Below are 18865 nucleotides of genomic sequence, written 5' to 3' on the forward strand. Positions count from 1 at the left end.
CTGCGATCATAGGCGGCCACGTTCCAGAATCGCTGCGAAGAAGCCGTCGCAGGGATGCACGCCGGGTAGCGTGCGCAGGTACAGACCGCGGAGGAGCGAATCGACATCGCTCCAGACGAGCAGTCCGTCGGCGCGAAGGCGCGCGAGTTCTGGGCCGCAGTCGATGAGGCGCACATCCTTCCGCTGGGCCAGCACCTCTTCCACGACTTGCTCGTCTTCTTCCGGTTCGAGCGAGCAGGTGGAGTAGATGACGCGCCCGCCCGCCGTGACCTGGGCCAGCGCGGCGGAGAGAATGGCAACCTGCCGGGCATGAAGGTCAGGAAGGTCTTGCGGCCGCAGACGCCACTTGATTTCGGGATTGCGCGCGAGCGTGCCCGTGCCCGTGCAAGGCACATCCGCGAGCACGGCGTCGAAACCGCCGGCGAAGGGCAGGCACGTGGCATCGGCGGCCATGACGCGCACGTTGGAGGCGCGCACTTGTAGGCGGAGCAGGCGGGCGCGATGCGGGTGAAGGTCGGTGGCGATCACGAGCGCCTCGGGATGGCGCGTGGCGATGGCAGCGCACTTGCCGCCGGGCGCAGCGCAGCAATCGAGGATGCGCCGGCCGCCCCCTACCAGCAGCGCGACAAGCTGCGAGGCCTCATCCTGAAAGTGGACGCGGCCGCTGGCGAAGACAGGCGTGACGGTAACGTCTCCACTCACGACGCGCCGCGCGGTTGAGACCAGCACACCGGGCGTGAGCTTGATGCCGGCCGCAGTGAGGTCCGATTCAACCGCAGGATCGTCGACCCGCAGCACGGCCTGCGGTGGTCGCTGGTCGAATTGGCAGAGCAAAGTTGCGGTTTCGAGACCGAATCGACCGGCCCAGCGCTCCACCAGCCACGGCGGATGCGCAAACTGTTCAGCCAGTTCCGAAGCGTCGCCCGGCGGTTGTGCGGCAGGCTTCAGGCTGCCGGCATTTTTCGCCAGGCGGCGCAGCACGGCATTGACGAAGGGCGCGGCGAAACGCTTGCCCGCACGCTTGGTCAACTCGACGCTTTCATCCACGGCAGCGTGTACGGGTACGCGGTCCAAAAATCCGAGCTGATAAACCGCGAGCCGCAGCGCCAGCAGTACTTCGGCATCAAGCTTGGCCAGGGCCTGGCGCGAAAGGGGTGCCAGTACAGCGTCCAGTCGCGAGCGCCAGCGGAGCACACCCATCACCAGCTCGGTGGTGAGGGCGCGATCGGCGGGTGAGAGCGGGTCGAGCATGCGCGAGTGCAACAGCTCATCCGTCCAGGCGGATTGCCGGTCCACGCGCAACAGGATGTCGAAGGCGGCGGCGCGGGCAGGTGAGACCGGCATCAGGCTGCCGCGCCAAGGCGCTCCCCGGGCTGCGGGCGATAGCCGTGCAGGAAGTCGCGCGCGGCCATGCGCTTCTTGCCTTCCGGCTGGACGTCCAGCAGTTCCAGCACGGTGCCCTCACCACATCCCACCAGCATGCGTTCGCCTTCGACATGCAGTTCACCGGGCGTCAGCGAAGAGAAGCCTTCCGCAACCCGGGCGCGTTGAATGGCCAGTTGCTTCCCGCGGAAGGTGCTGTAGATGCCCGGCCAGGGCTGGAAGCCGCGCAGACGATTGTGAATCTCACGTGCGGTCTTCGCGAAGTCGATAAGGCCATCTTCCTTCTTGAGCAGAGGCGCGAACGTGGCGTGCTCGTGGTTTTGCGGCCGCGGCTCGATGGTGCCGGCTTCGAGGCCGCGCAGCGTATCGGCCATCAGGTCGGCGCCCAGTGCGGCGAGCCTGGGAGCCAGGGTTTCCGCCGTGTCGTCATGCGCGATGGGCACGGCGCGTTGCAGCAGGATGTCGCCGGTGTCCAGTCCTTCGTCGATGCGCATGGTGGTGACGCCGGTGATGGTCTCACCGGAGGCGATGGCCCACTGGATAGGCGCGGCGCCGCGGTACTTCGGCAACAGCGACGCGTGCAAGTTCAGGTTGCCGAGCGGCGGCAGGTCGATCATCCACCTGGGGATGATGCGCCCGTAGCCCACCACGATGATGGCTCGCGGCGCGAGCGACTCCAACTGCTCGCGGAAAGCGGAGTTGTTCTTGATCTTCTCCGGCTGCACGACCGGAAGCCGGAGCGCTTCAGCGCGGCGCTTGACCGGCGAAGCGGCGAGCTCCAGGCCGCGGCCCCGCGGGCGATCGGGTTGCGTCACCACGAGACGGACGTCATGGCCGGCTTCAACCAGGCGGTCGAGCGTGGGAACGGCGAACTCGGGCGTGCCGCAGAAAACAAGATTCATTGGGTGATTGGAAAATTGGGCAACCGAGAAAAGCAACTGCGAATCCAATTATCAACTTTCCAAATTTCTCAATTTCCCAATCGCTCTACCATTCTCCCGCCTTGGCCAGCTTGCGGATCTTGCGCTTGATCAGGTCGCGCTTGAGAGCGCTGATGTGGTGAATGAACAGGCGCCCGTTCAGATGATCGGTCTCATGGAGCAGGGCGCGCGCCAGCAAGTCCTCGCCGGTTTTCTCGAAGACCTTGCCCTCCAGATCCTGGGCGCGCACGGTGACGCGATGGGCGCGCGTGACCTCGGCGCGGAACTCCGGCAGGCTGAGGCATCCTTCACTCGAGCGCTGCTTGCCCTCTTTGTGAATGATCTCCGGATTCACCAGGACCAGCTTGGCGCCGGGATCCTCCTTGAAGCTGACGTCGATGACGGCCAAACGCTTGGAGATGCCGATCTGCGGCGCAGCCAGCCCGACGCCGTGGGCGGCGTACATGCTCTCGAACATGTCCTCCACCAGCTTGCGCAGTTCATCGTCGAACACGGTGACCGGCGCGGCGGGCCGCTCGAGCACCGGGTCGCCAAACTTCACGATGGGATAGATCATTCAGTAGTTCCGTAACTGCTGGCAGTAGTTGCGGAAGTTGCGTTCCGTTTCCATCATAGAGTCGCCGCCGAATTTCTCCAACGCGCAGCGGGCGAGAGTCAGCGCCACCATGGACTCGGCGGCCACGCCAGCTGCGGGCACCACGCACACGTCCGAGCGCTCGTAGGCGGCCGCTACCGGCTCGCGCGTCTTGAAGTCCACGGATTCCAGGGGCCGCCGCAGGGTGGAAATAGGTTTCAAATAGCCGCGCACCAGGATGTCCTGGCCGTTGGAGACGCCGCCCTCGATGCCGCCGGCATGGTTCGAGCGGCGCGTGAAATGCGTGAACGTCGTCGCGCCGGCCGCATCGTAGACGATGGGATCGTGCACGGCCGAGCCGGGCGAGCCGGCTGCCGCCACGCCGGTACCGATCTCGACAGCCTTCACCGCGGGCAGCGACATCACAGCGTACGCCAGCAGGGCATCCAGACGCTCGTCCCAGTTGGCATAGGTGCCGAGGCCGGGTGGAACGCCGTGCGCCACGACTTCAAAGACGCCGCCGACGGAATCGCCCGTTTGCAGCGCCCGGTCCACTTCCTCCTTCATGCGCGGTTCGGCTTCCGGGTCGGCGCAGTTGAGCAGGACCTCATCGCGCTCGGCCAGCGCCCGGATGCGCTCCCAGGGGATCTCGGCGTCGCGCACGGAAGCGCCGCCCACAGCCAGCACGTGGCTGAGGACCTCGATCCCCAGAGCGCGCAGGAACAGCTTGGCGATGGCACCGGCGGCGACGCGCGCCGCCGACTCGCGCGCCGAAGCGCGCTCCAGCACGAAACGCGCTTCCGGGAAGTTGTACTTGAGCGCGCCGGCGAGGTCGGCGTGTCCGGGGCGCGGGGAAGCGACCGGGCGATGCTTGGCCGGATCGCCTTCCCCTACCGGCAGCGCTTCCTGCCAGTTCTTCCAATCGCGATTCTCCAGACGGATGGCGATGGGCGAGCCGATGGTCGCGCCCTGCCGCACGCCGCCGAGGATGTGCGCGGTGTCGCGCTCGATCTTCATCCGTCCGCCGCGCCCGTAGCCCTGCTGACGCCGCCAAAGTTCGCGGTCCAGGAAAGACTGGTCGATTGCGAGACCGGCAGGGATGCCGGAGAGCAACGCGATCAGGGCTTCTCCGTGGGACTCGCCGGCGGTGGAAAAGCGCAGCATGGCAGGCGGTCATTCTAAACAATAACCCACGTTCTTTCTTGACAGCCCGAGCGCACGGGCGTAGCGTGTGCGGCAACTTTTCGGTGAGTGGGTGCCCGGTCGCGGCGGCCCGACCCACGGCACACCGTCTCAGGGGAGACGGTATGGAACGGTGTGCGGTGGTCCTCGTTCTTTTGCTGGTGTCGCTTCCAGGCTCAGCCCAGCAGGCGGAACATGCTTCTGGCGCTTCCCAGATGCTCGCCCTCTGGGCACGTCCGCTGACTCCCATCGACACGGCGACGGCGAAGCCGGACCAACTGGTGGAGCTGGAGCTGTGGCGCGAAACACGTGATTCCGACGGCCGCGTGGTGATCCCTAAAGGCGCGCGGCTCTTCGGCAGCATCACCCTGGTCGAACCCCGCGGCAGGCACGGAGAGGCGCGGCTGGCGCTCTACATCCTGAAAGCGGAGTGGAAGGACGGACGTGCGGTGCTGAACGCGTTCCTCGCCGGGCCGGTCTGCGTGCCCTGGGAAAAATCAGGCGCCAGCCTGGTGACCGTGGACAAGGCCGTGGTTCGCGTGGTGCATGGGCCGGTTACCGTCGCCAGCGCCAGGCACCGGGAGGTGGTTCCCCAGCGCGATGACATGTACGGCGTGGTCTACGTATCGCGCGACGAGGAGATCCGCCTGACGCGTGACGTGCTGCTGCCGCTGCGGCACATCCCGCCGGACCTGCTGACCGCGGCGACACACCGCTGAGCCTTCGCCGCCTCTCCGCGCACTAGGGCACGGCCAGCGCCGCCAGCGCCTTCAAATCCGGGACTTCGAGATCGGGCTGCGCCTCCGACGGCATACTGGCGCCCCACGGCGTACCCTTGCCGGCCCGACGATTCACCCACACCGTCGCCAGGCCGATGGAGCGCGCGGGCGCAACGTCATGGAACCGGCTCTGGGCGCAGTGCAGGATCTGTTCTTTCGGCAGCCCGATGCGTGCGACAGCCTGCCGGAAGTTGTTGAGCGAAGGCTTGTAGCTGCCTGCCTGCTGCGCTGTGATGACGAAATCGAAATGGACCTCGAGCCGTTTAGCGGTTTCCGCGAAGAGGTCGTCGTCGGTATTGGAGATGATGGCGAGCTGGTAGCGTGTCTTCAGCCGGCGAAGCGCCGCGACCGTATCCGGGAACGGAGGCCAGGCGGGAAGCGAAGCCGGCAGCGCGTCGGCTTCTGCGGGGGAAACGGGGAAGTCCAGGCGCACGCCGAAGCCGTGAGCCACCGAACGCAGCACGTTGCGATACGTCCTGTACTCACCGCGTTCGGCCTCGGACTCGAGTTCGGCGTAGGTGTCGAGGATTTCGTCGTCGCTCAGCGCTTTGCCGTGGCGGCCAAGCAGCGGACGGAAGAAACCGAGAATGCCGCTCTCCCAGTCGATGAGCGTGCCGTAGCAGTCGAACGTGAGGACGCGGAAGCGCGAGAAGTTCACAGGCAATCGGTCTGGTGATTGGTACTCGGGTAATTGCGAACCGCGCGGAGCGCCAGCCGCGACGATTCTGCAATTACCCGATGACCGGATTCAACCATCAGCTACGGCTTGATCTCGACCGGCGACTGCAGCTTGAAGCTGAGCAGCGATTCGGCCGGGATGCTGATGTCCTGGTTGCCGGTGAGGCCGGCGCCGGCCGTGCCCGCGCCCGCACCGACGGCCGCGCCGATGGCGGCGCCCTTGCCGCCGCCCGCCAGGGCTCCGATCAGGGCGCCGGCGCCCGCGCCGCCGCCGATCATGGCCGCGGTGCGCTTGCCCTTGCCCTTCATCACGCGCTCGACCTCGCTGGTCTCCACGTCATACTTGGTCCCTTTGACGCGAACCGCGACCAGGTTCAGCCCCAGCCGGGCTTCACCCTTGAACTTGCCGCGGGCCTTGGCGTCGGTGACGGTTCCGACCACTTCCGAGCCCTCAGGGATGACGACTTTGCCGTCGATGGTGACGGGTTCGGCGACCACGCCGGTGAAGCTGTCGCCGGCGTGGCTGATCTTCGAGCCCAACGCCTCACCCGTGCGGATGATGATGGCGGTTCCGGCGGGCACGGTGATGGGCTTGGCGGTCACGCGTTCGATCAGGCTCGGCGACGATGGTTTGGCCGCCATTTCGCTCTTGGCGCCCTCTGCCGTAGTTTCTTCGCTCGGTTTGCTGCTGCAGGCCGCGAGCGAGATTACCAGTACGAATACCAGTGCGAATGTTGCAAGACGTGTGCGCATCTGCGCCTCCTCTTCGTTCTGCACTTCTTATCAAACTGTGCGTTGCCAGGCAATGTCCGGTTGGACATGTCCGGTTGGGAGCGGTCCGAGTATTGCCCAACTCCCGAGCTTAGATGATGCCGGGCCCCGGGCGGTTGCCGCCTCAGAGCAGCGATTCGTCAATGTGAGACGGAGCGAACGATGGTTTCTCCGCCGCTTTTTCTGCGCGCCGAAGCTTGCGTGAGCGGACGGTCGCGGGCGCCGACGTTCCATGCGAACGTTCCGCTCGTTGCGCCGGCCGCGCCAGGTATTCCACCAGGGCCGCGCGGTCGTTCTCGAACAGGTTGGCGAGCAGGCGCTCGACCGCCGCCCGGCGCGCGGTTTCGCGGTCCAGCACGGCCGAGTACAGGTACGCGCGGCCGTTCTTGTGCCGCGTCACCACGCCCTTGGAGGCCATGCGGTCGAGCACGGTCATCACCGTGGTGTAGGCCAGCGGACGGGGCAGCGCGGAACGGACCTCGGCCACCGTGGCAGCGGGCTGCCGCCACAGGACACTCATGCAGTCCATCTCCAGTTGTGGCAGCCGCGCGTTCAACGCTTCTCCTCTTCGGCAGAAGACGGGGTTGCGTCTTCGGCTGCTTCCGCTTCGCCCTCCAGAAACTGCCGCGTCTTGAGCAGCGTGCGGCTGAGCGAAGTGTTGTACCCGGTCCACTCGCCCTCGTTGGCGTCCCGCGCCAGGTGGCTGCGCATGCTCTCCATCTTGGAGTCGAGATCGTCGAGATAGTGCAGCAGCAGCGCTTCCGGGAACATGGGCAGCTTGGGCGAGCCGAACTCGTACTGCCCGTGGTGGCTGATGATCAGGTGTTCGAGCAGCGTCTTCAGCCTCTCCGGGAAGTCCGGCAGCGCGGCGATCTTCTGCTGCAGCATTTCCAGCTCGATGATCATGTGTCCCAGCAACTGGCCGCGGGTCGTGTAGCTGAAGGAGCGCTCATAAGAAAGCTCGTAGATCTTGCCGATGTCATGCAGGAATGCGCCGGTCAGGAGCAGGTCGCGGTCGATCTCGGGATAGTTCTGCACCACCAGGTCGCACAGCTTCATGAGCGAGACCACGTGCTCCAGCAGACCGCCGAGATAGGCGTGGTGCATCGACTTGGCGGCCGGCGCCGCGCGGTAGCGCGTGGAAATCTCCGGATCCGCCATGAACGCCTCCAGCAACGCCTTGAGGTGCGGATTCCGGAAGGTCGCCGCGAACTCCGCCAATGTCCGCCACAGCTCCTCGACGTCCTTTTCCGTTCGGGGAAGGTAGTCGGCGTAATCCACCTCCGACTCTTCCAGGCGGCGCAGCTTCTGGATGGTGATCTGGTACCGGTTGCGGTAGCGGCTGATGGTGCCGCGCACCTTGAGAAAATCGTCCTGCTCGAAGCTCTGCAGGTGCTCGGCGACGTTTTCCCACATGCGGCCTTCGAGCAGGCCGGTGCGGTCGGCCAGGGTGAGCGCCAGGTAGGGTTCTCCGCCATCCTTGCGCGATCGGATCTGCTTGGCGGCCACGACGAACGAAGAGGTGATGACCTTGTTCTCGTGGAGCGGCGCTTCGCGGACGAAAAATTCCTTCATCGCGCTCAGAAGATCAGGAACTTCTTCTTCTTTTTCTTCTTCTCTTCCTCGACGGAGGCGGTGGTGTACACGGGCTTGGTCTGGTTGGGGCTGGCGCCGGTGTCCACGTAGCCCTCGCGGATGTCGATATAGGCTTCCTCGCGCAGCTTGGTCAGGTAGGCGCGCAAGGCGGGCTGCAGCTTGGAGTAGTACAGCGCCTCCATGATGCGCGGTTCCACGGTCTTCATCTCCGGGACGCCGGGCGCCGGGTGCTCAGTGACCTTCAGGATGATAAAGCCCTGCCGGGTACGGATGACATCGGAAACGTCGCCCACCTTCATCTCGAAGGTGAGCTTCTCCAGTTCCGCCGCCAGGACGCCGCGCTGGAAGGTCCCCAGGTCGCCGCCCTGCGCCGCGGTGGGGCCTTCGGACGATTTGCGGGCCACCTCATCGAAGCTGGCGCCGCCGCGGATCTCAGCCAGCAACTCCTTCGCCTTGCGCTCCGCCTGTTCCACCTGCTGCGGGTCGGGCGACTGTCCTTCCGGTGCGGGCGTGGCCACCAGGATCTCGCTCAAGCGCACATGTTCGGGCTGGCTGAACTGCTGCTTGTGCTCCTCGTAGTACTTCTGGAGTTCTTCCTGCGTGAACTGGATCCGCGAGCCCACCTCGCGGCCGATCACCTGCTGGGTGATGATGCTGTTGCGCAGGTTCTGCTTGAAGTCCTCGTAGGAGACGCCCTGCTGCTGCGCCGCCTTCTCCAGATCTTCCATGGTCTCCAGGTTCAGCGACTTGCGGATCTCATCCAGCCGCTTGATCAGCTCGACCTCGGCGTTGATGCCCAGGTCCGCCCCCTTCTGCACCAGCAGGCGCTCATCGATCAGGTTGCGCAGCAGGTCCTTCTCGCGTTCGGCGAACAGGGTCTGAGCCTGGCCGGGGGCCTGCTGCTGCAATTCGGCCATCATCTGGTTGCGCTCGTGCTGCAGGTCGGAGCGGGTGATGACGTCCGCGTTGATCTGGGCGATGATGTCCTCGACCACGGTCCCGTCGGCGGCCAGCGCCGCCGGCGACAGCGTCACCGTCAGCAGAAGCAGGTATTTCCGCATGGTTCCCGGTATTCCCCCGGAAGTTTCGGACGAGGTCTCCCTCGTCCACCCTAGTCTACCTCCGCCTTCCACAAAAGGACAGGCACGCGCAGGCGCCCGCTATAATGCGGGCGCCATGAAGCGCGCCCTCCGGATGTGGTGGAACCTCGCTTTCCTTCTTGTTTGCTGCGTCGTGGCGTGGGGCCAGGCGCCGACGGCCCCGGCGCCCTCCATCCTGCGGCCTGCTGGGCCGCGGAGCATCGAGCGTTACCTGAACATCCGCTCGGCCACCGCACCGACCTACTCGCCCGTTACCGACGACATCGCCTACCTGACGAACGTCACCGGCACCAATCAGGTGTGGAAGCACCCGGCCCGCGGCGGCTACGCCGAGCAGCTCACCTTTTTCGACGACCGCGTGCAGTCGGTGCGCTGGTCGCCGCGCGGCGACGTGCTGCTATTCACCCGCGACGCCGGCGGCAACGAGCGCTCCCAGCTCTTTCTGATGGACCCGGAAGGGGAAACCATCGACGCCCTTACCGAGGCTCCGAAATCCATCTATCAGTTCGGCGACTTCTCCCGTGACGGCGCCTGGATCTGTTACTCCTCGAACGAGCGCAACGAGCGCATCTTCGACGTGTACGTCATGGAGCTGGCCACGCGCAAGTCACGCCGCATCGTGGCCGGCGAGGTGAACCACTACGCGCACTCGTTCTCGCCCGACGGCCGCCACCTGCTGGTCGTCCGGGAGCACTCCACCGACGACAATGACCTGTTCCTCTTCGATACGCGCAGCGAAAGCGTGCTCCATCTGACTCCCCACACCGGCGAAGCGTTCTACCGCGACATGGCCTGGATGCCGGACGGCAGCGGATTCTACGTCGCCACCAACCAGGGGCGCGATAAGTTCAACCTGGCGTTCTACGACCTGCGCCAGCAGAAGCTCACCTACGTGGAGGATTCCAATTACGACGTCGACGACACGACCGGGCTCACGGTCGATCCCAAGGGCAGGTGGTTGTTCTACGCCTGGAACGAGGACGCCGCCTCGGCCGTGCGCGTCCGCAACCTGAAGACCGGGACCGTCGAGCTCTTCCGCGGGCTGCCGCGCGGTGTGGTGAGCAAGGCCAGCTTCAACGGCGACGGCACCAAAGTCGCCTTCGCCTACTCCTCGCCGGGCATCAATTCCGACGTCTGGGTGCTGCAGTTGAGCGCGCCGGCAGCCCCGGGGACTGTCCCGGCGAGCAAGTCCGCCGGCGCCGTTGCCCGCCAGGTCTCGCACTCCAGCCGCGCCGGCATTCCCTCCTCCAGCTTCGTCACCCCGGAGTTCGTCCGCTATCGCTCCTTCGACGGAGTCGAGGTCCCCGCCTTTTTCTACCTGCCGCAGGGAGCGCAGAAAGACGGGCGCCTGCCGGCCATCGTCTATGTGCACGGCGGCCCGGAATCTCAGGAGCGCCCCGACTTCGACGCCGTCTTCCAGTACTTTTTGAACCGCGGGTACGCCATCCTGGCGCCCAACATCCGCGGCAGCGCCGGCTTCGGGCGCGCGTACGTCCATATGGACGACTACAAGAAGCGTCCCGACGCCATTCGCGACGTCGCCCTCGCCGTGGACTACCTGAAGTCCACCGGCTATGTGGACGCGCGCAAGATCGCCGTGATGGGCGGCAGCTACGGCGGGTTCATGGCGCTGGCCCAGGCCACCATGCATCCCGAACTGTGGGCGGCGGTCGTCGACATCGTCGGTATCAGCAACTGGAAGACGTTTTTCGCCAACACCGGGCCGTGGCGAAGGGCGCATCGCGCCTCCGAGTACGGCGATCCGGAAAAGGACCCGGAGTTCATGGCCTCCATCTCACCCATCAATTTCGTGGACCGCGTCCGCGCTCCGCTCATCATCATCCAGGGCGCCAACGATCCCCGCGTCCCCAAGATCGAATCCGACCAGATGGTGGAGAAACTGAAAGCCCGCGGCGTGCCCGTGGAATACCTGGTCTTCGCCGATGAAGGACACGGCCTGGCCAAGCGCCCCAACCGCATCAAGGGCTACTCCGCCATCGCCGACTTCCTGGACAAGCACCTGAAGAACGCGCCCTAGACGGTGCCCCATGTCTGCGCCACGCCTTTCGGCGCAGACGTGGGATAACGGTTCGTCCCAGGCTTTTCTTGCGGTGTTCCGGCTCCGCCGACGGTGCCCCATGTCTGCGCCACGCTTTTCGGCGCTGACGTGGGATAGCGGTTCGTCCCAGGCTTTTCCCGGGCTCCCCATCCCCGCGCACCCAAGTGCTTGAACACAAGGGAGTTGCGCGTATGTTCCGCTTCCGGAACAAAATCGGACCTTTTTGTCGCAGCGCTTGCAGGGTCCTGTATCCTGCGCGGTCGCCTTGAACGCCCTCAAGGTGCTCCAGGCGAACGAGGCTGGAAAACTCCGTCGGAGGCGCCGATGCTCGCTCGCCTTGTGGCCCTGCTTTGCGTGTTGGCTCTTTCTCCCGTGCTTGCCTTCCCACAGCCCCCACCGCACCTCGGCAAGGTGAAGGACCAGATCGTGTACGCCCCCTTCTGGAGCCTGGAGCCCGGCTGGTCTACTCACTTGGAAGTGCGCAACAGCCTGGCGGAAAAGAGTGTGACCGTGACCCCTGTTCTTCGGCAGTTCACCGGGCGTGAGATTCCGCTCACCCCTCGCACCCTCGAGCCGAATCAGGCCGTCGAAATCGACGTGGGACAGGAGGTCGCCAAGCTGGCTCCGGAACTCCCCCAGACGGTCGGGGCCTATGGCTCGGTCTTGTTCAGGTTCAGCGGGACCCACACCCGCAACATCTACGCCGATTCCATGGTGCACATGCCCGGCCATCCTATCGCCTTTCACTTCGATGGCCTCATGCAGGATGCGAACTTCAGCGCCGGCTCGCAGGAAAGCATCTGGTGGCTCCCGACAGAGACCGCTTCCGAGGTCCTGATCATTTCCAAATACCGGAGATCGCCCTGTCCAGGGAGCAATCGAGCTCTACAGTCCTGGGGGTACAGCTTCGCAGAAGAAGCTGGCGTTTGGGCCCGGCCAGACCACCAAGTTGGACGTTCGCGAACTCCTGCGATCAAGCAAGGTCGAGGGTTCGTTCGGAGGCCTGCGCCTCACCCTCGATGCCGACGGCGGCCTCATCCAGGTAGCTCATATCGTCTACGACGAGGCCACAGGCTACTCCGCGATCGTGAAGCCCTTTGACCGCGGCGCGCCCACCGATATCGCGGAGCAGCAGTACGTGGCCGCCATGGTCGCCCTGGCCAGCCCCGATCCAGCCTTGGCCTTGCCGGACAAGACGGAACTCGTCCCGGAAGTCTTGCTGCGCAATGCCTCCGCCAGCGCCTTGGGCATTACTCTCACTGCCAGTTGGCGCGACGGCGACCAATGGGGCATCGCCGACCTGGGTCAGGTCCAGCTAGGCGCGAACGAAACCCGGTCCGTCAACTTGAGTAAGTATCAGCAGGACGGCGTCATCCCCCGCAGCGCGCGTTGGGCAGCCGTCAGGCTCAATTACCGCGGCGCCCGGGGCGACCTGGTTGCCGTCAGCGCCACCCACGACCCGGCATTCCGCTATGTGCTCCAGTCGCCGTTCACCGACGCCCTCAGCTTTTCCTGGAGAGGCAGCATGTGGAGCGTCGATTCCACCCACAACTCCCTCATCACCACCGGCAACGCCGGTGACAAGCCTGCCCGTGTCAAGGCCACGCTCCGCCACGCCCTCGGCTCCTACGAGCTCCCCGAGCAGACCCTCCAGCCGGGCGAATCCATTTGGCTCAACCTTCGCGAACTGATTCAGAATCAGATTCCCGACCGGGAAGGCAACGTCATTCCTCTCAACGTGACCAGTGGCGTCTATGAATTCGACCAGGTGGACGACGACATGATCGGCTTTCTCTACGAAGGCAAGCTGATCCTCGATTCCACCTATGGGCGCGCCACCTATGGCTGCGCAAACTGCTGCGGGTATGACGCCCTGGGGCTCTCGCCCAATCCGCTTGGCATCGATGTGGGCTTCACCTCGCAGGATCGCATCTACGTCGAGAATGCCTGCACTGGCGCCATTACCGAACGCACAACCTACGGCTACAACTGGCTCACCGGAAGCTCCAGCATCGCCGGCATTAGCTCATCCGGACTAGTGTCCGCGATTTCGCCGGGACAAACGTGGTCCTCTGCTTTCATCAGCCTGCGCACTCCGGGTGTGCCGTTTTGCCCCCAGCAGGTGCAGGAGGTGGACAACACGGTCAATTCGAAGCCCAGGATCAGCGGGCCGAACACCGTCTGGTGGTTCAATAGCGCAACTCCTTCAGGCTACGCGACAGCCATCACCCTTACCTCGTCAGGAGGCTCGGCAACGTCCTGGCAGGTGACAGCCGGGGCCACCAAGGTAACGCTGTCGTCGACAGCCGGAAGCCAAATTACAGTCAGCAGCTCGGGTACGGCATTCAGTTCTTCTCCCGGAGACATCATAATCACGGCATCCGCAAATGGGCAGACGTCGCTCCCCTTTGCGATGACCACGCGAAAACCGTACCGACTGACAAGTCCGCAGACCGTGCATGAATGCGACTCTAATTTCGGCTATGCTGACCACATCAGCTATGTGATTCAGGATCAGCTAACGACCAATGTCCCTTCGGCGTTGCCATGGAACGAGAAATTCACTTCGGCTTGCGTGCAGGATAACGCCCAGGGGAACTGGTGCTCATATGGGCTTCCTGACGAAGTAGGCGACGTTGGTACAATCTTGGTCGACAACATCACCGGCCCGGGCATCAACAACAGTCCACCGCCCAATCCCACTCCCGTGTGCGTGGGCGACAGCACCAAGCAGCAGCATTGGGGCCAGGAATTTCGGGTTGGCTCTCTTACCCCTGGGCTGGGAGTTCGAGTGCAGACAAACACCTTCGTGAGGTTCACAAACCATGCAGAGCACCAAGCTATCGTCTCGCCGGCACCTTGAGCCAGGCATGAAAGCACAAATCGCCTGGCTTGTCGCCCTGCTAGCCGCTATACCTATCCCGGCGGGTGCGCAACATCGGACCTTCGACCTTCGCGAGCAAACCGAAGAAGCGGAGGTCATTGTAGTCGGAGGGGTGATCTCGGTTCGTGAAACCGGCACGACTGAGGTCACAATTGCCGGTCACACGCTTCCAGCTAAGGTACTGGAGGCCAAAGTTCAGGTTGATAGAACGCTGAAGGGGGCCAATGTCCCGGTGCAAGCAGCGGTTCGATTTGCACTCCCGATTTCTCCAGCCGGCTCGGTCGGCTATGTTGGCATCGCTTATCCCGACTATCGAATCTTCCTCCTAAAGCGAGCCGGCGACCACTTCGAACTCGCGAATCCCTACACTCCCTCACTGCCGGCCATGCCGCAGGCGTCGGCCTCGTCTTCCAGTGATGTCCTCACCGCAGTCGTGAATGAATTGGCCAGCGTCATCGAGTCTCCACACACTCCGGAGATCGTCAAACTGGGAGTCGCCTTTCGACTGGGATCAACCTCAAGCGCGGCGGCAACGGAGGTTTTGGTCCGGCAGCTACCTACCTCGAACCCCGCACTGCGTGCGGGCGTTGCTGATGCTCTGTTGCAGCACAACTACGTGCCCGCACTGGCGGTTGCACAGGAACTCTTGATGAATTCGCCGGCGACGGTTCCTAGGTATTTGCTCGTAAACCTGTCATCAGCAATTGGCCGTTATGTCAAAGACGAGCGGGCTATTCCTAGCCTTCATGCCTTGCTCAAGGCTCCCGACGCGTCTAGCCGTCGCGCGGCAGCATTGGCGCTCCGGAATACAGCGTCACGGCAGGCTCTCGAGGCTTTGGCGAGCGCCCTTCGCGACGGCGACCCCGAGGTTCGATACTATGCAGTCATCGGTCTTGCCGAGATCACCGGCCAGCCTGAGTGGCGGCCCCTCGAGGAAGACTTTCACGCCGATCAGGCGCGCTATCTTAGCCACTGGCTCCAGTGGGCAGAGGAGCACGATCGCTGATTGCCTGTGAACGGTCAGAAATGAACCGGTGCTACGAGCAGCCATAGTCGGACTGTTGCTGGTCTTCTTTCCTGTCGCGACCCTGTCGTCGCCGGAAGAGTTTTGGTGCCCCTCGCGAGCCCGACCAGCAGCTTCTCAATCAGACAGTTGCCCGCTTCGAAATGGACGATGAGACAGTCTTTGACGCAGTTGCCAAGCTCAGCCATGCTTACCGCTTCGCGGTTTCGATTGAGTATCCGCTGACATCGACGACTACCCGCACTCTGCCTCCATCGCCGCGCTTCACAGCCCGTGTCGAGGACAAGACACTCCGGGAGGTGCTTGATTGGTTGTTTACGCTGGATTCTCGTTACACCTGGAGCCGTGACCTAGTCATGGTCAACGTCTTGCCTCGATCCAAGACGGGGGACCAGCTCTACCTTCTAAATCGACGGCTCGCCCTGGTGAGCTTTCAGGACGTTCCAGACGCCGAAAAAGCGGTTTTTGCAGTTTTGCGGCTTGTTCCCGACAAGAAGGAGAATCCTGCCGTCCTACAATTAGGCCACAAGCCCACTTTTGGAGCGCCCTGGACCGCCACATTCGAGGAGATGACCGTCCGCGAAGCTTTCAACCGCATCGCCCAGCAACTCGGTCCAAGTTACGGCTGGCAGTACACCGGGACAGAAGAGTTTCAGTTGATTACCTTTCACGAAAAGGTCCAACCCTTGCGCAAGCCAGATCGCTAACAATGGCGAGTTGCTCATTTGCTGACGATATCTTTAAGTCTGCCGACGGTGCCCCATGTCTGCGCCACGCTTTTCGGCGCAGACGTGGGACTGCGATTCGTCCCTCTTTTCTTGTCCTCGCCTGGCGAGTCTCGCGCGCTTCGCGTGCACGACCAGGAACTAGCACTGGTTTAAACAACGGGTCTTCGGAGGGGCGCGGCTTCAGGCGTGCCGTTCCGGGCCTCACAAACAGCGGGCTTTAGCCCCTGAGGGCAGCCCTCCAACCCGGAAAGGCGGTACTTGAAACCAGCTTTGATCGAGTTTTCTGATTGATACTACCGAAGAAATGCCCTTGACAATTCTGCAATTAACTGATATTGTTCAGCATTGCTGGTTATCCAGCCGCAATATCGGGGTATCGAGGCCCGATCTTACGCTAAGTTCTTTGAAAACGAGACTTTGCCCACGACGCGCCCTCTAACCTGTTGATTCCATTAGGTCGTTCGCCAAGGCCAGCGGGATAAAGCCTTTGTTTAAGGGACTTTACCTCTAACTCTTTTAAATCCCTGGACTCAGCGGGAATTTCGCCCTAACCCAATGATTCCACTGGAGGGGTAGGGGGGAGGGGTAGGTATTGGGTTAACGGATTCGTTAATCCCCCAGGAAACCCGGCTGCCGCCAAAGCCGGAAGCTAACTACTGCTTCTTCTTTTTCCCGAAAAGGCCCAGGATGCCTTCTGCGCCGGTCACGGGCGCGCCCACGGTCTGGCCCATCGCCCCGGCCACATCCGGCACGAAGATGGGATTGGACGTGGTGCCCTGGATCATGAAGGGAATCGTGCCCTTCGACTGCCCGAAGGTGGAAAGCGTGGAGAGTCCGCCGGCCAGTCCGCCTCCCTGCGCCAGCTTGGCCACCATGCGGAAGTTCAGCGAGTTGTTGGCGCCGATCGTCCCCGCGCCGGTCACCGTACCCAGCGCCGGCGCCACAAGATTGATGTTGTCGGCGCGGATGCCGTCGGGCGCAACCCGCAGGCCGGAGCTCAGCGTCTGGATCTCGGTCGTGGAACCGGTACGCATGCCGCTGAAAGCGGCCAGCGCTCCCATCTTCGAACCCAGGTCAAAGCCCGCCAGGCGGGTCGCGGAGACGTTGAGCGGCCCGCTGATCACCAGCCGGTCGAGCGGCCCGTCGATGGAAAAATTCGCCGTGGCCACGCCGCCCTGCAGCGACGAGCCCGGCGGCAGAATCACGCCGAACGCCGGCAGCAGGCCGTTGACGTCGTCCACCTTCATCTGGTCGCCGCGCAGCTTCAGGTGCACCACCGTGGATTCCCCGCGCGTGTCATAGTTGCCTGAGAGCTTGGCCGCGCTCGAGCCGACTTTGATCTCGCCCTTGGTCAGCGTCCCGGCGTTGCGTTGCGGCTCGTAGTTGGTGGCGAAGTCGAAGCTCACCGGCTGGCGCGCCGGCTGCCCGCCGCGCGCCAGCTTGAGTCCCGCGGTCTTGGCCGTGCCCTCGGCGTGCGCCTCCTTGCCGTCGGATTTCAGGCTGGCCGTCAGGTCGAGCTTCCCGCCGATGCCGCTCGCCGGATCGAGAAACCCCGTGGCCCCCAGGTCCACGCCCTCGGCGTGCACTTCGGCCTCGATGGGACTGCGCGCGGCGTCCGTGGCATCCATCGGCCCGGCTTCGCCCTCGACATGCAGCTTGCCGCCGCTGGGCGTCTTGGCTTCCAGCTCAAAAGAGACCGGCGAAGTCATGGAAACGTTCTTCGCCGTGAGCTGGACGTCCTCATACACGCGAGTCTTGCCGCGCCCCACGCGTCCGACGGCCAGTTTGCCGTCCACAATCTTCAGCACGCCAATGGAAAACGAGGGCGGTTTGGCAGCCGGCTGCTTCTTGGCTTCCTTGGCGGCGCCGAGGCTGGAGAAGTTCCACTTGCCGCCGGGCGTGCTCAGCAGCGCGATCTGCGGCTCCACCAGCGTGAGCGAGCGCACCTGGAGCGAGCGCGAGAAGATGAGCGGCATCATCTCCACCCCCACCTCCATGGTCTTGGCCTGGAGGAAGGGCTCCTTGCTGAAGGCGGGATCGTCGGCAATGGAGAGATCGTGCGCCGTGACGCCGCCGGCCAGCAGCGAAAGTTCCAGCTTCCCGATGCGCACGTCGCGCCCGAGCGCGGCGCCGGCTTCCGACTGGATCATGGGCCGGTAGCGTTCCACGTCCACCAGCAGCGGTATGGCCACGGCCGCGATGACCACCAGGGCGAGGATGGCGCCCGCGATGAGGAGCCCCTTGCGTTTCATGGCTGAACCTCCGGCGTCAGCGAGGAACGATGCAGGTTATGGCCGCACACAGGAGCCGGGAGGGCTTCATGCTAGCACCGCCCCGGAACTCAGAGCAAAGGATGGGCGGCGGCGAAGTAGGCCAGCGGCGCGCGCACCAGGGCGACGGCGGTCATGTCATCCTGCGGCGGATTGCCGCGCACGTAGACGCGCACCGCCTCCAGCGCCACACCGCACAGTTCGGAGGCGTCGGAGAAGGGACGCGCCTGGAGCGTTTCCTTCAGGCGCTCGACGCCGAACTCTTTGCGCCCGTTGCGCGCGTCGATCAGCCCGCGCGAAGCTACCAGCAGCGCCGCGCCCGGCTCCAGTACCGAGTGCTGCGCGTCGTAGGTGGCGTGCGAAAACAGGCCCAGCGGCGGCCCGTGCGACTCCAGCAGCACCACGCCTCCGCCGTCGCGCAGCAGCCCCGGTTCATGCCCCGCGTTGATGTAAGTCAAGGTGCCCAGGCCTTCTTCATAGCAGGCGAGAAACGCGGGTGTGCAGCGAACGCCGTTCGACGACTCGATCAGGCTGCGATTGATCCCCATCAGCAGCTCGGTCAGGGCGTCGGACTGGTTCACGTCCAGCCGGTTGAAAAGTTCCGGGATGCGCGCACGATAGCGCTCCTGCACGGCCGCCGCCACGCCCAGCGCGTCGTTGCGTCGTCCTGCGATGTCCAGCAGCAGGATTATCAGCAGCCGTGGCTCGCTGGTTTCCTGCAGATCGCAGAAGTCGCCCGCCATGCGCGTCACCGCGTAGGAGACCGCCACGCTGCCCGCCTTCAACACCGGCCGCGGACTGGGCAGCGGCACCCGGACCGCCTTTTCCTCGGTCGTGGTCTGGAAAGGAAAACGCATCGCTTGCGCGGGGAGCCAGTTACGTTATCACAACCGCTC

Annotated in this window: 16 protein-coding genes; 5 read left to right on the forward strand and 11 right to left on the reverse strand. The window is 64.1% G+C overall.

The features are described from left to right. Positions 1-6 precede the first annotated feature (6 nt). The 4 genes from rsmB to aroC form a co-directional block, all read right to left on the reverse strand. Positions 7-1344, reverse strand: a complete 1338-nt coding sequence (gene rsmB / locus VNK82_12190; GenBank protein HXE91709.1) for a 16S rRNA (cytosine(967)-C(5))-methyltransferase RsmB — start codon at positions 1342-1344, stop codon at positions 7-9. After that, the gene (gene fmt / locus VNK82_12195) at positions 1344-2285 is read right to left on the reverse strand and encodes a methionyl-tRNA formyltransferase (GenBank protein HXE91710.1); all 942 of its coding nucleotides are present in this window, start codon (positions 2283-2285) and stop codon (positions 1344-1346) included. The genes rsmB and fmt overlap by 1 nt, the downstream gene beginning before the upstream one ends. A gap of 85 nt (positions 2286-2370) precedes the next feature. Then, positions 2371-2880 carry a peptide deformylase gene (gene def, locus VNK82_12200; GenBank protein HXE91711.1) on the reverse strand — a complete coding sequence of 170 codons (510 nt, stop codon included), beginning with the start codon at positions 2878-2880 and terminating at the stop codon, positions 2371-2373. After that, positions 2881-4062 (reverse strand): chorismate synthase, encoded by a 1182-nt coding sequence (aroC, locus tag VNK82_12205; GenBank protein HXE91712.1) that lies wholly within the window; start codon positions 4060-4062, stop codon positions 2881-2883. A 158-nt stretch (positions 4063-4220) separates the two neighbouring features. On the opposite strand from aroC, the gene VNK82_12210 reads away from it, so the two are divergent. Further along, positions 4221-4799: a hypothetical protein gene (locus VNK82_12210; GenBank protein HXE91713.1), complete on the forward strand. Its 579-nt coding sequence runs from the start codon at positions 4221-4223 to the stop codon at positions 4797-4799. Between the two features lie 22 nt (positions 4800-4821). Here the strand turns inward: VNK82_12210 and VNK82_12215 are convergent, their stop codons facing one another. The 5 genes from VNK82_12215 to VNK82_12235 all read right to left on the reverse strand — a co-directional run bounded on the left by VNK82_12215 (position 4822) and on the right by VNK82_12235 (position 8965). Beyond that, on the reverse strand, positions 4822-5517 hold the full coding sequence (locus VNK82_12215) for a haloacid dehalogenase type II (GenBank protein HXE91714.1): 696 nt from the start codon (positions 5515-5517) through the stop codon (positions 4822-4824). Between the two features lie 101 nt (positions 5518-5618). Continuing rightward, a complete protein-coding gene (locus tag VNK82_12220) occupies positions 5619-6290 on the reverse strand; it encodes a hypothetical protein (protein HXE91715.1) in 672 nt (223 codons plus the stop codon). A gap of 142 nt (positions 6291-6432) precedes the next feature. Beyond that, positions 6433-6864: a BlaI/MecI/CopY family transcriptional regulator gene (locus tag VNK82_12225; protein ID HXE91716.1), complete on the reverse strand. Its 432-nt coding sequence runs from the start codon at positions 6862-6864 to the stop codon at positions 6433-6435. Beyond that, positions 6861-7883: an HD domain-containing protein gene (locus tag VNK82_12230; protein ID HXE91717.1), complete on the reverse strand. Its 1023-nt coding sequence runs from the start codon at positions 7881-7883 to the stop codon at positions 6861-6863. Before VNK82_12230 ends, VNK82_12225 begins: the two co-directional genes overlap by 4 nt. 5 nt (positions 7884-7888) lie before the next feature. Then, on the reverse strand, positions 7889-8965 hold the full coding sequence (locus VNK82_12235) for a peptidylprolyl isomerase (GenBank protein HXE91718.1): 1077 nt from the start codon (positions 8963-8965) through the stop codon (positions 7889-7891). 115 nt (positions 8966-9080) lie between these two features. On the opposite strand from VNK82_12235, the gene VNK82_12240 reads away from it, so the two are divergent. The 4 genes from VNK82_12240 (at position 9081) to VNK82_12255 (ending at position 15678) form a co-directional block, all read left to right on the forward strand. After that, positions 9081-11042: a S9 family peptidase gene (locus VNK82_12240; protein ID HXE91719.1), complete on the forward strand. Its 1962-nt coding sequence runs from the start codon at positions 9081-9083 to the stop codon at positions 11040-11042. Between the two features lie 970 nt (positions 11043-12012). Then, positions 12013-13926, forward strand: a complete 1914-nt coding sequence (locus VNK82_12245; protein ID HXE91720.1) for a hypothetical protein — start codon at positions 12013-12015, stop codon at positions 13924-13926. 7 nt (positions 13927-13933) lie between these two features. Then, the gene (locus tag VNK82_12250; protein HXE91721.1) at positions 13934-14953 is read left to right on the forward strand and encodes a HEAT repeat domain-containing protein; all 1020 of its coding nucleotides are present in this window, start codon (positions 13934-13936) and stop codon (positions 14951-14953) included. A gap of 161 nt (positions 14954-15114) precedes the next feature. Then, the gene (locus tag VNK82_12255; GenBank protein ID HXE91722.1) at positions 15115-15678 is read left to right on the forward strand and encodes a hypothetical protein; all 564 of its coding nucleotides are present in this window, start codon (positions 15115-15117) and stop codon (positions 15676-15678) included. A gap of 674 nt (positions 15679-16352) precedes the next feature. Here the strand turns inward: VNK82_12255 and VNK82_12260 are convergent. Further along, positions 16353-17951: an AsmA family protein gene (locus VNK82_12260; protein HXE91723.1), complete on the reverse strand. Its 1599-nt coding sequence runs from the start codon at positions 17949-17951 to the stop codon at positions 16353-16355. An 89-nt stretch (positions 17952-18040) separates the two neighbouring features. Further along, positions 18041-18826 carry a PP2C family protein-serine/threonine phosphatase gene (locus VNK82_12265; protein ID HXE91724.1) on the reverse strand — a complete coding sequence of 262 codons (786 nt, stop codon included), beginning with the start codon at positions 18824-18826 and terminating at the stop codon, positions 18041-18043. Positions 18827-18865: the final 39 nt, after the last annotated feature.

The sequence above is a fragment of the Terriglobales bacterium genome (assembly GCA_035573675.1).
GTDB lineage: Bacteria > Acidobacteriota > Terriglobia > Terriglobales > Acidobacteriaceae > DATMAB01.

Excerpts from the sequence above, each read along its gene's own strand:
- rsmB (HXE91709.1), bottom strand. The coding sequence starts at position 1,344 with ATGCCGGTCTCACCTGCCCGCGCCGCCGCCTTCGACATCCTGTTGCGC.
- fmt (HXE91710.1), bottom strand. The coding sequence starts at position 2,285 with ATGAATCTTGTTTTCTGCGGCACGCCCGAGTTCGCCGTTCCCACGCTC.
- def (HXE91711.1), bottom strand. The coding sequence starts at position 2,880 with ATGATCTATCCCATCGTGAAGTTTGGCGACCCGGTGCTCGAGCGGCCC.
- aroC (HXE91712.1), bottom strand. The coding sequence starts at position 4,062 with ATGCTGCGCTTTTCCACCGCCGGCGAGTCCCACGGAGAAGCCCTGATC.
- VNK82_12220 (HXE91715.1), bottom strand. The coding sequence starts at position 6,290 with ATGCGCACACGTCTTGCAACATTCGCACTGGTATTCGTACTGGTAATC.
- VNK82_12230 (HXE91717.1), bottom strand. The coding sequence starts at position 7,883 with ATGAAGGAATTTTTCGTCCGCGAAGCGCCGCTCCACGAGAACAAGGTC.
- VNK82_12235 (HXE91718.1), bottom strand. The coding sequence starts at position 8,965 with ATGCGGAAATACCTGCTTCTGCTGACGGTGACGCTGTCGCCGGCGGCG.
- VNK82_12240 (HXE91719.1), top strand. The coding sequence starts at position 9,081 with ATGAAGCGCGCCCTCCGGATGTGGTGGAACCTCGCTTTCCTTCTTGTT.
- VNK82_12250 (HXE91721.1), top strand. The coding sequence starts at position 13,934 with ATGAAAGCACAAATCGCCTGGCTTGTCGCCCTGCTAGCCGCTATACCT.
- VNK82_12255 (HXE91722.1), top strand. The coding sequence starts at position 15,115 with ATGGACGATGAGACAGTCTTTGACGCAGTTGCCAAGCTCAGCCATGCT.
- VNK82_12260 (HXE91723.1), bottom strand. The coding sequence starts at position 17,951 with ATGAAACGCAAGGGGCTCCTCATCGCGGGCGCCATCCTCGCCCTGGTG.
- VNK82_12265 (HXE91724.1), bottom strand. The coding sequence starts at position 18,826 with ATGCGTTTTCCTTTCCAGACCACGACCGAGGAAAAGGCGGTCCGGGTG.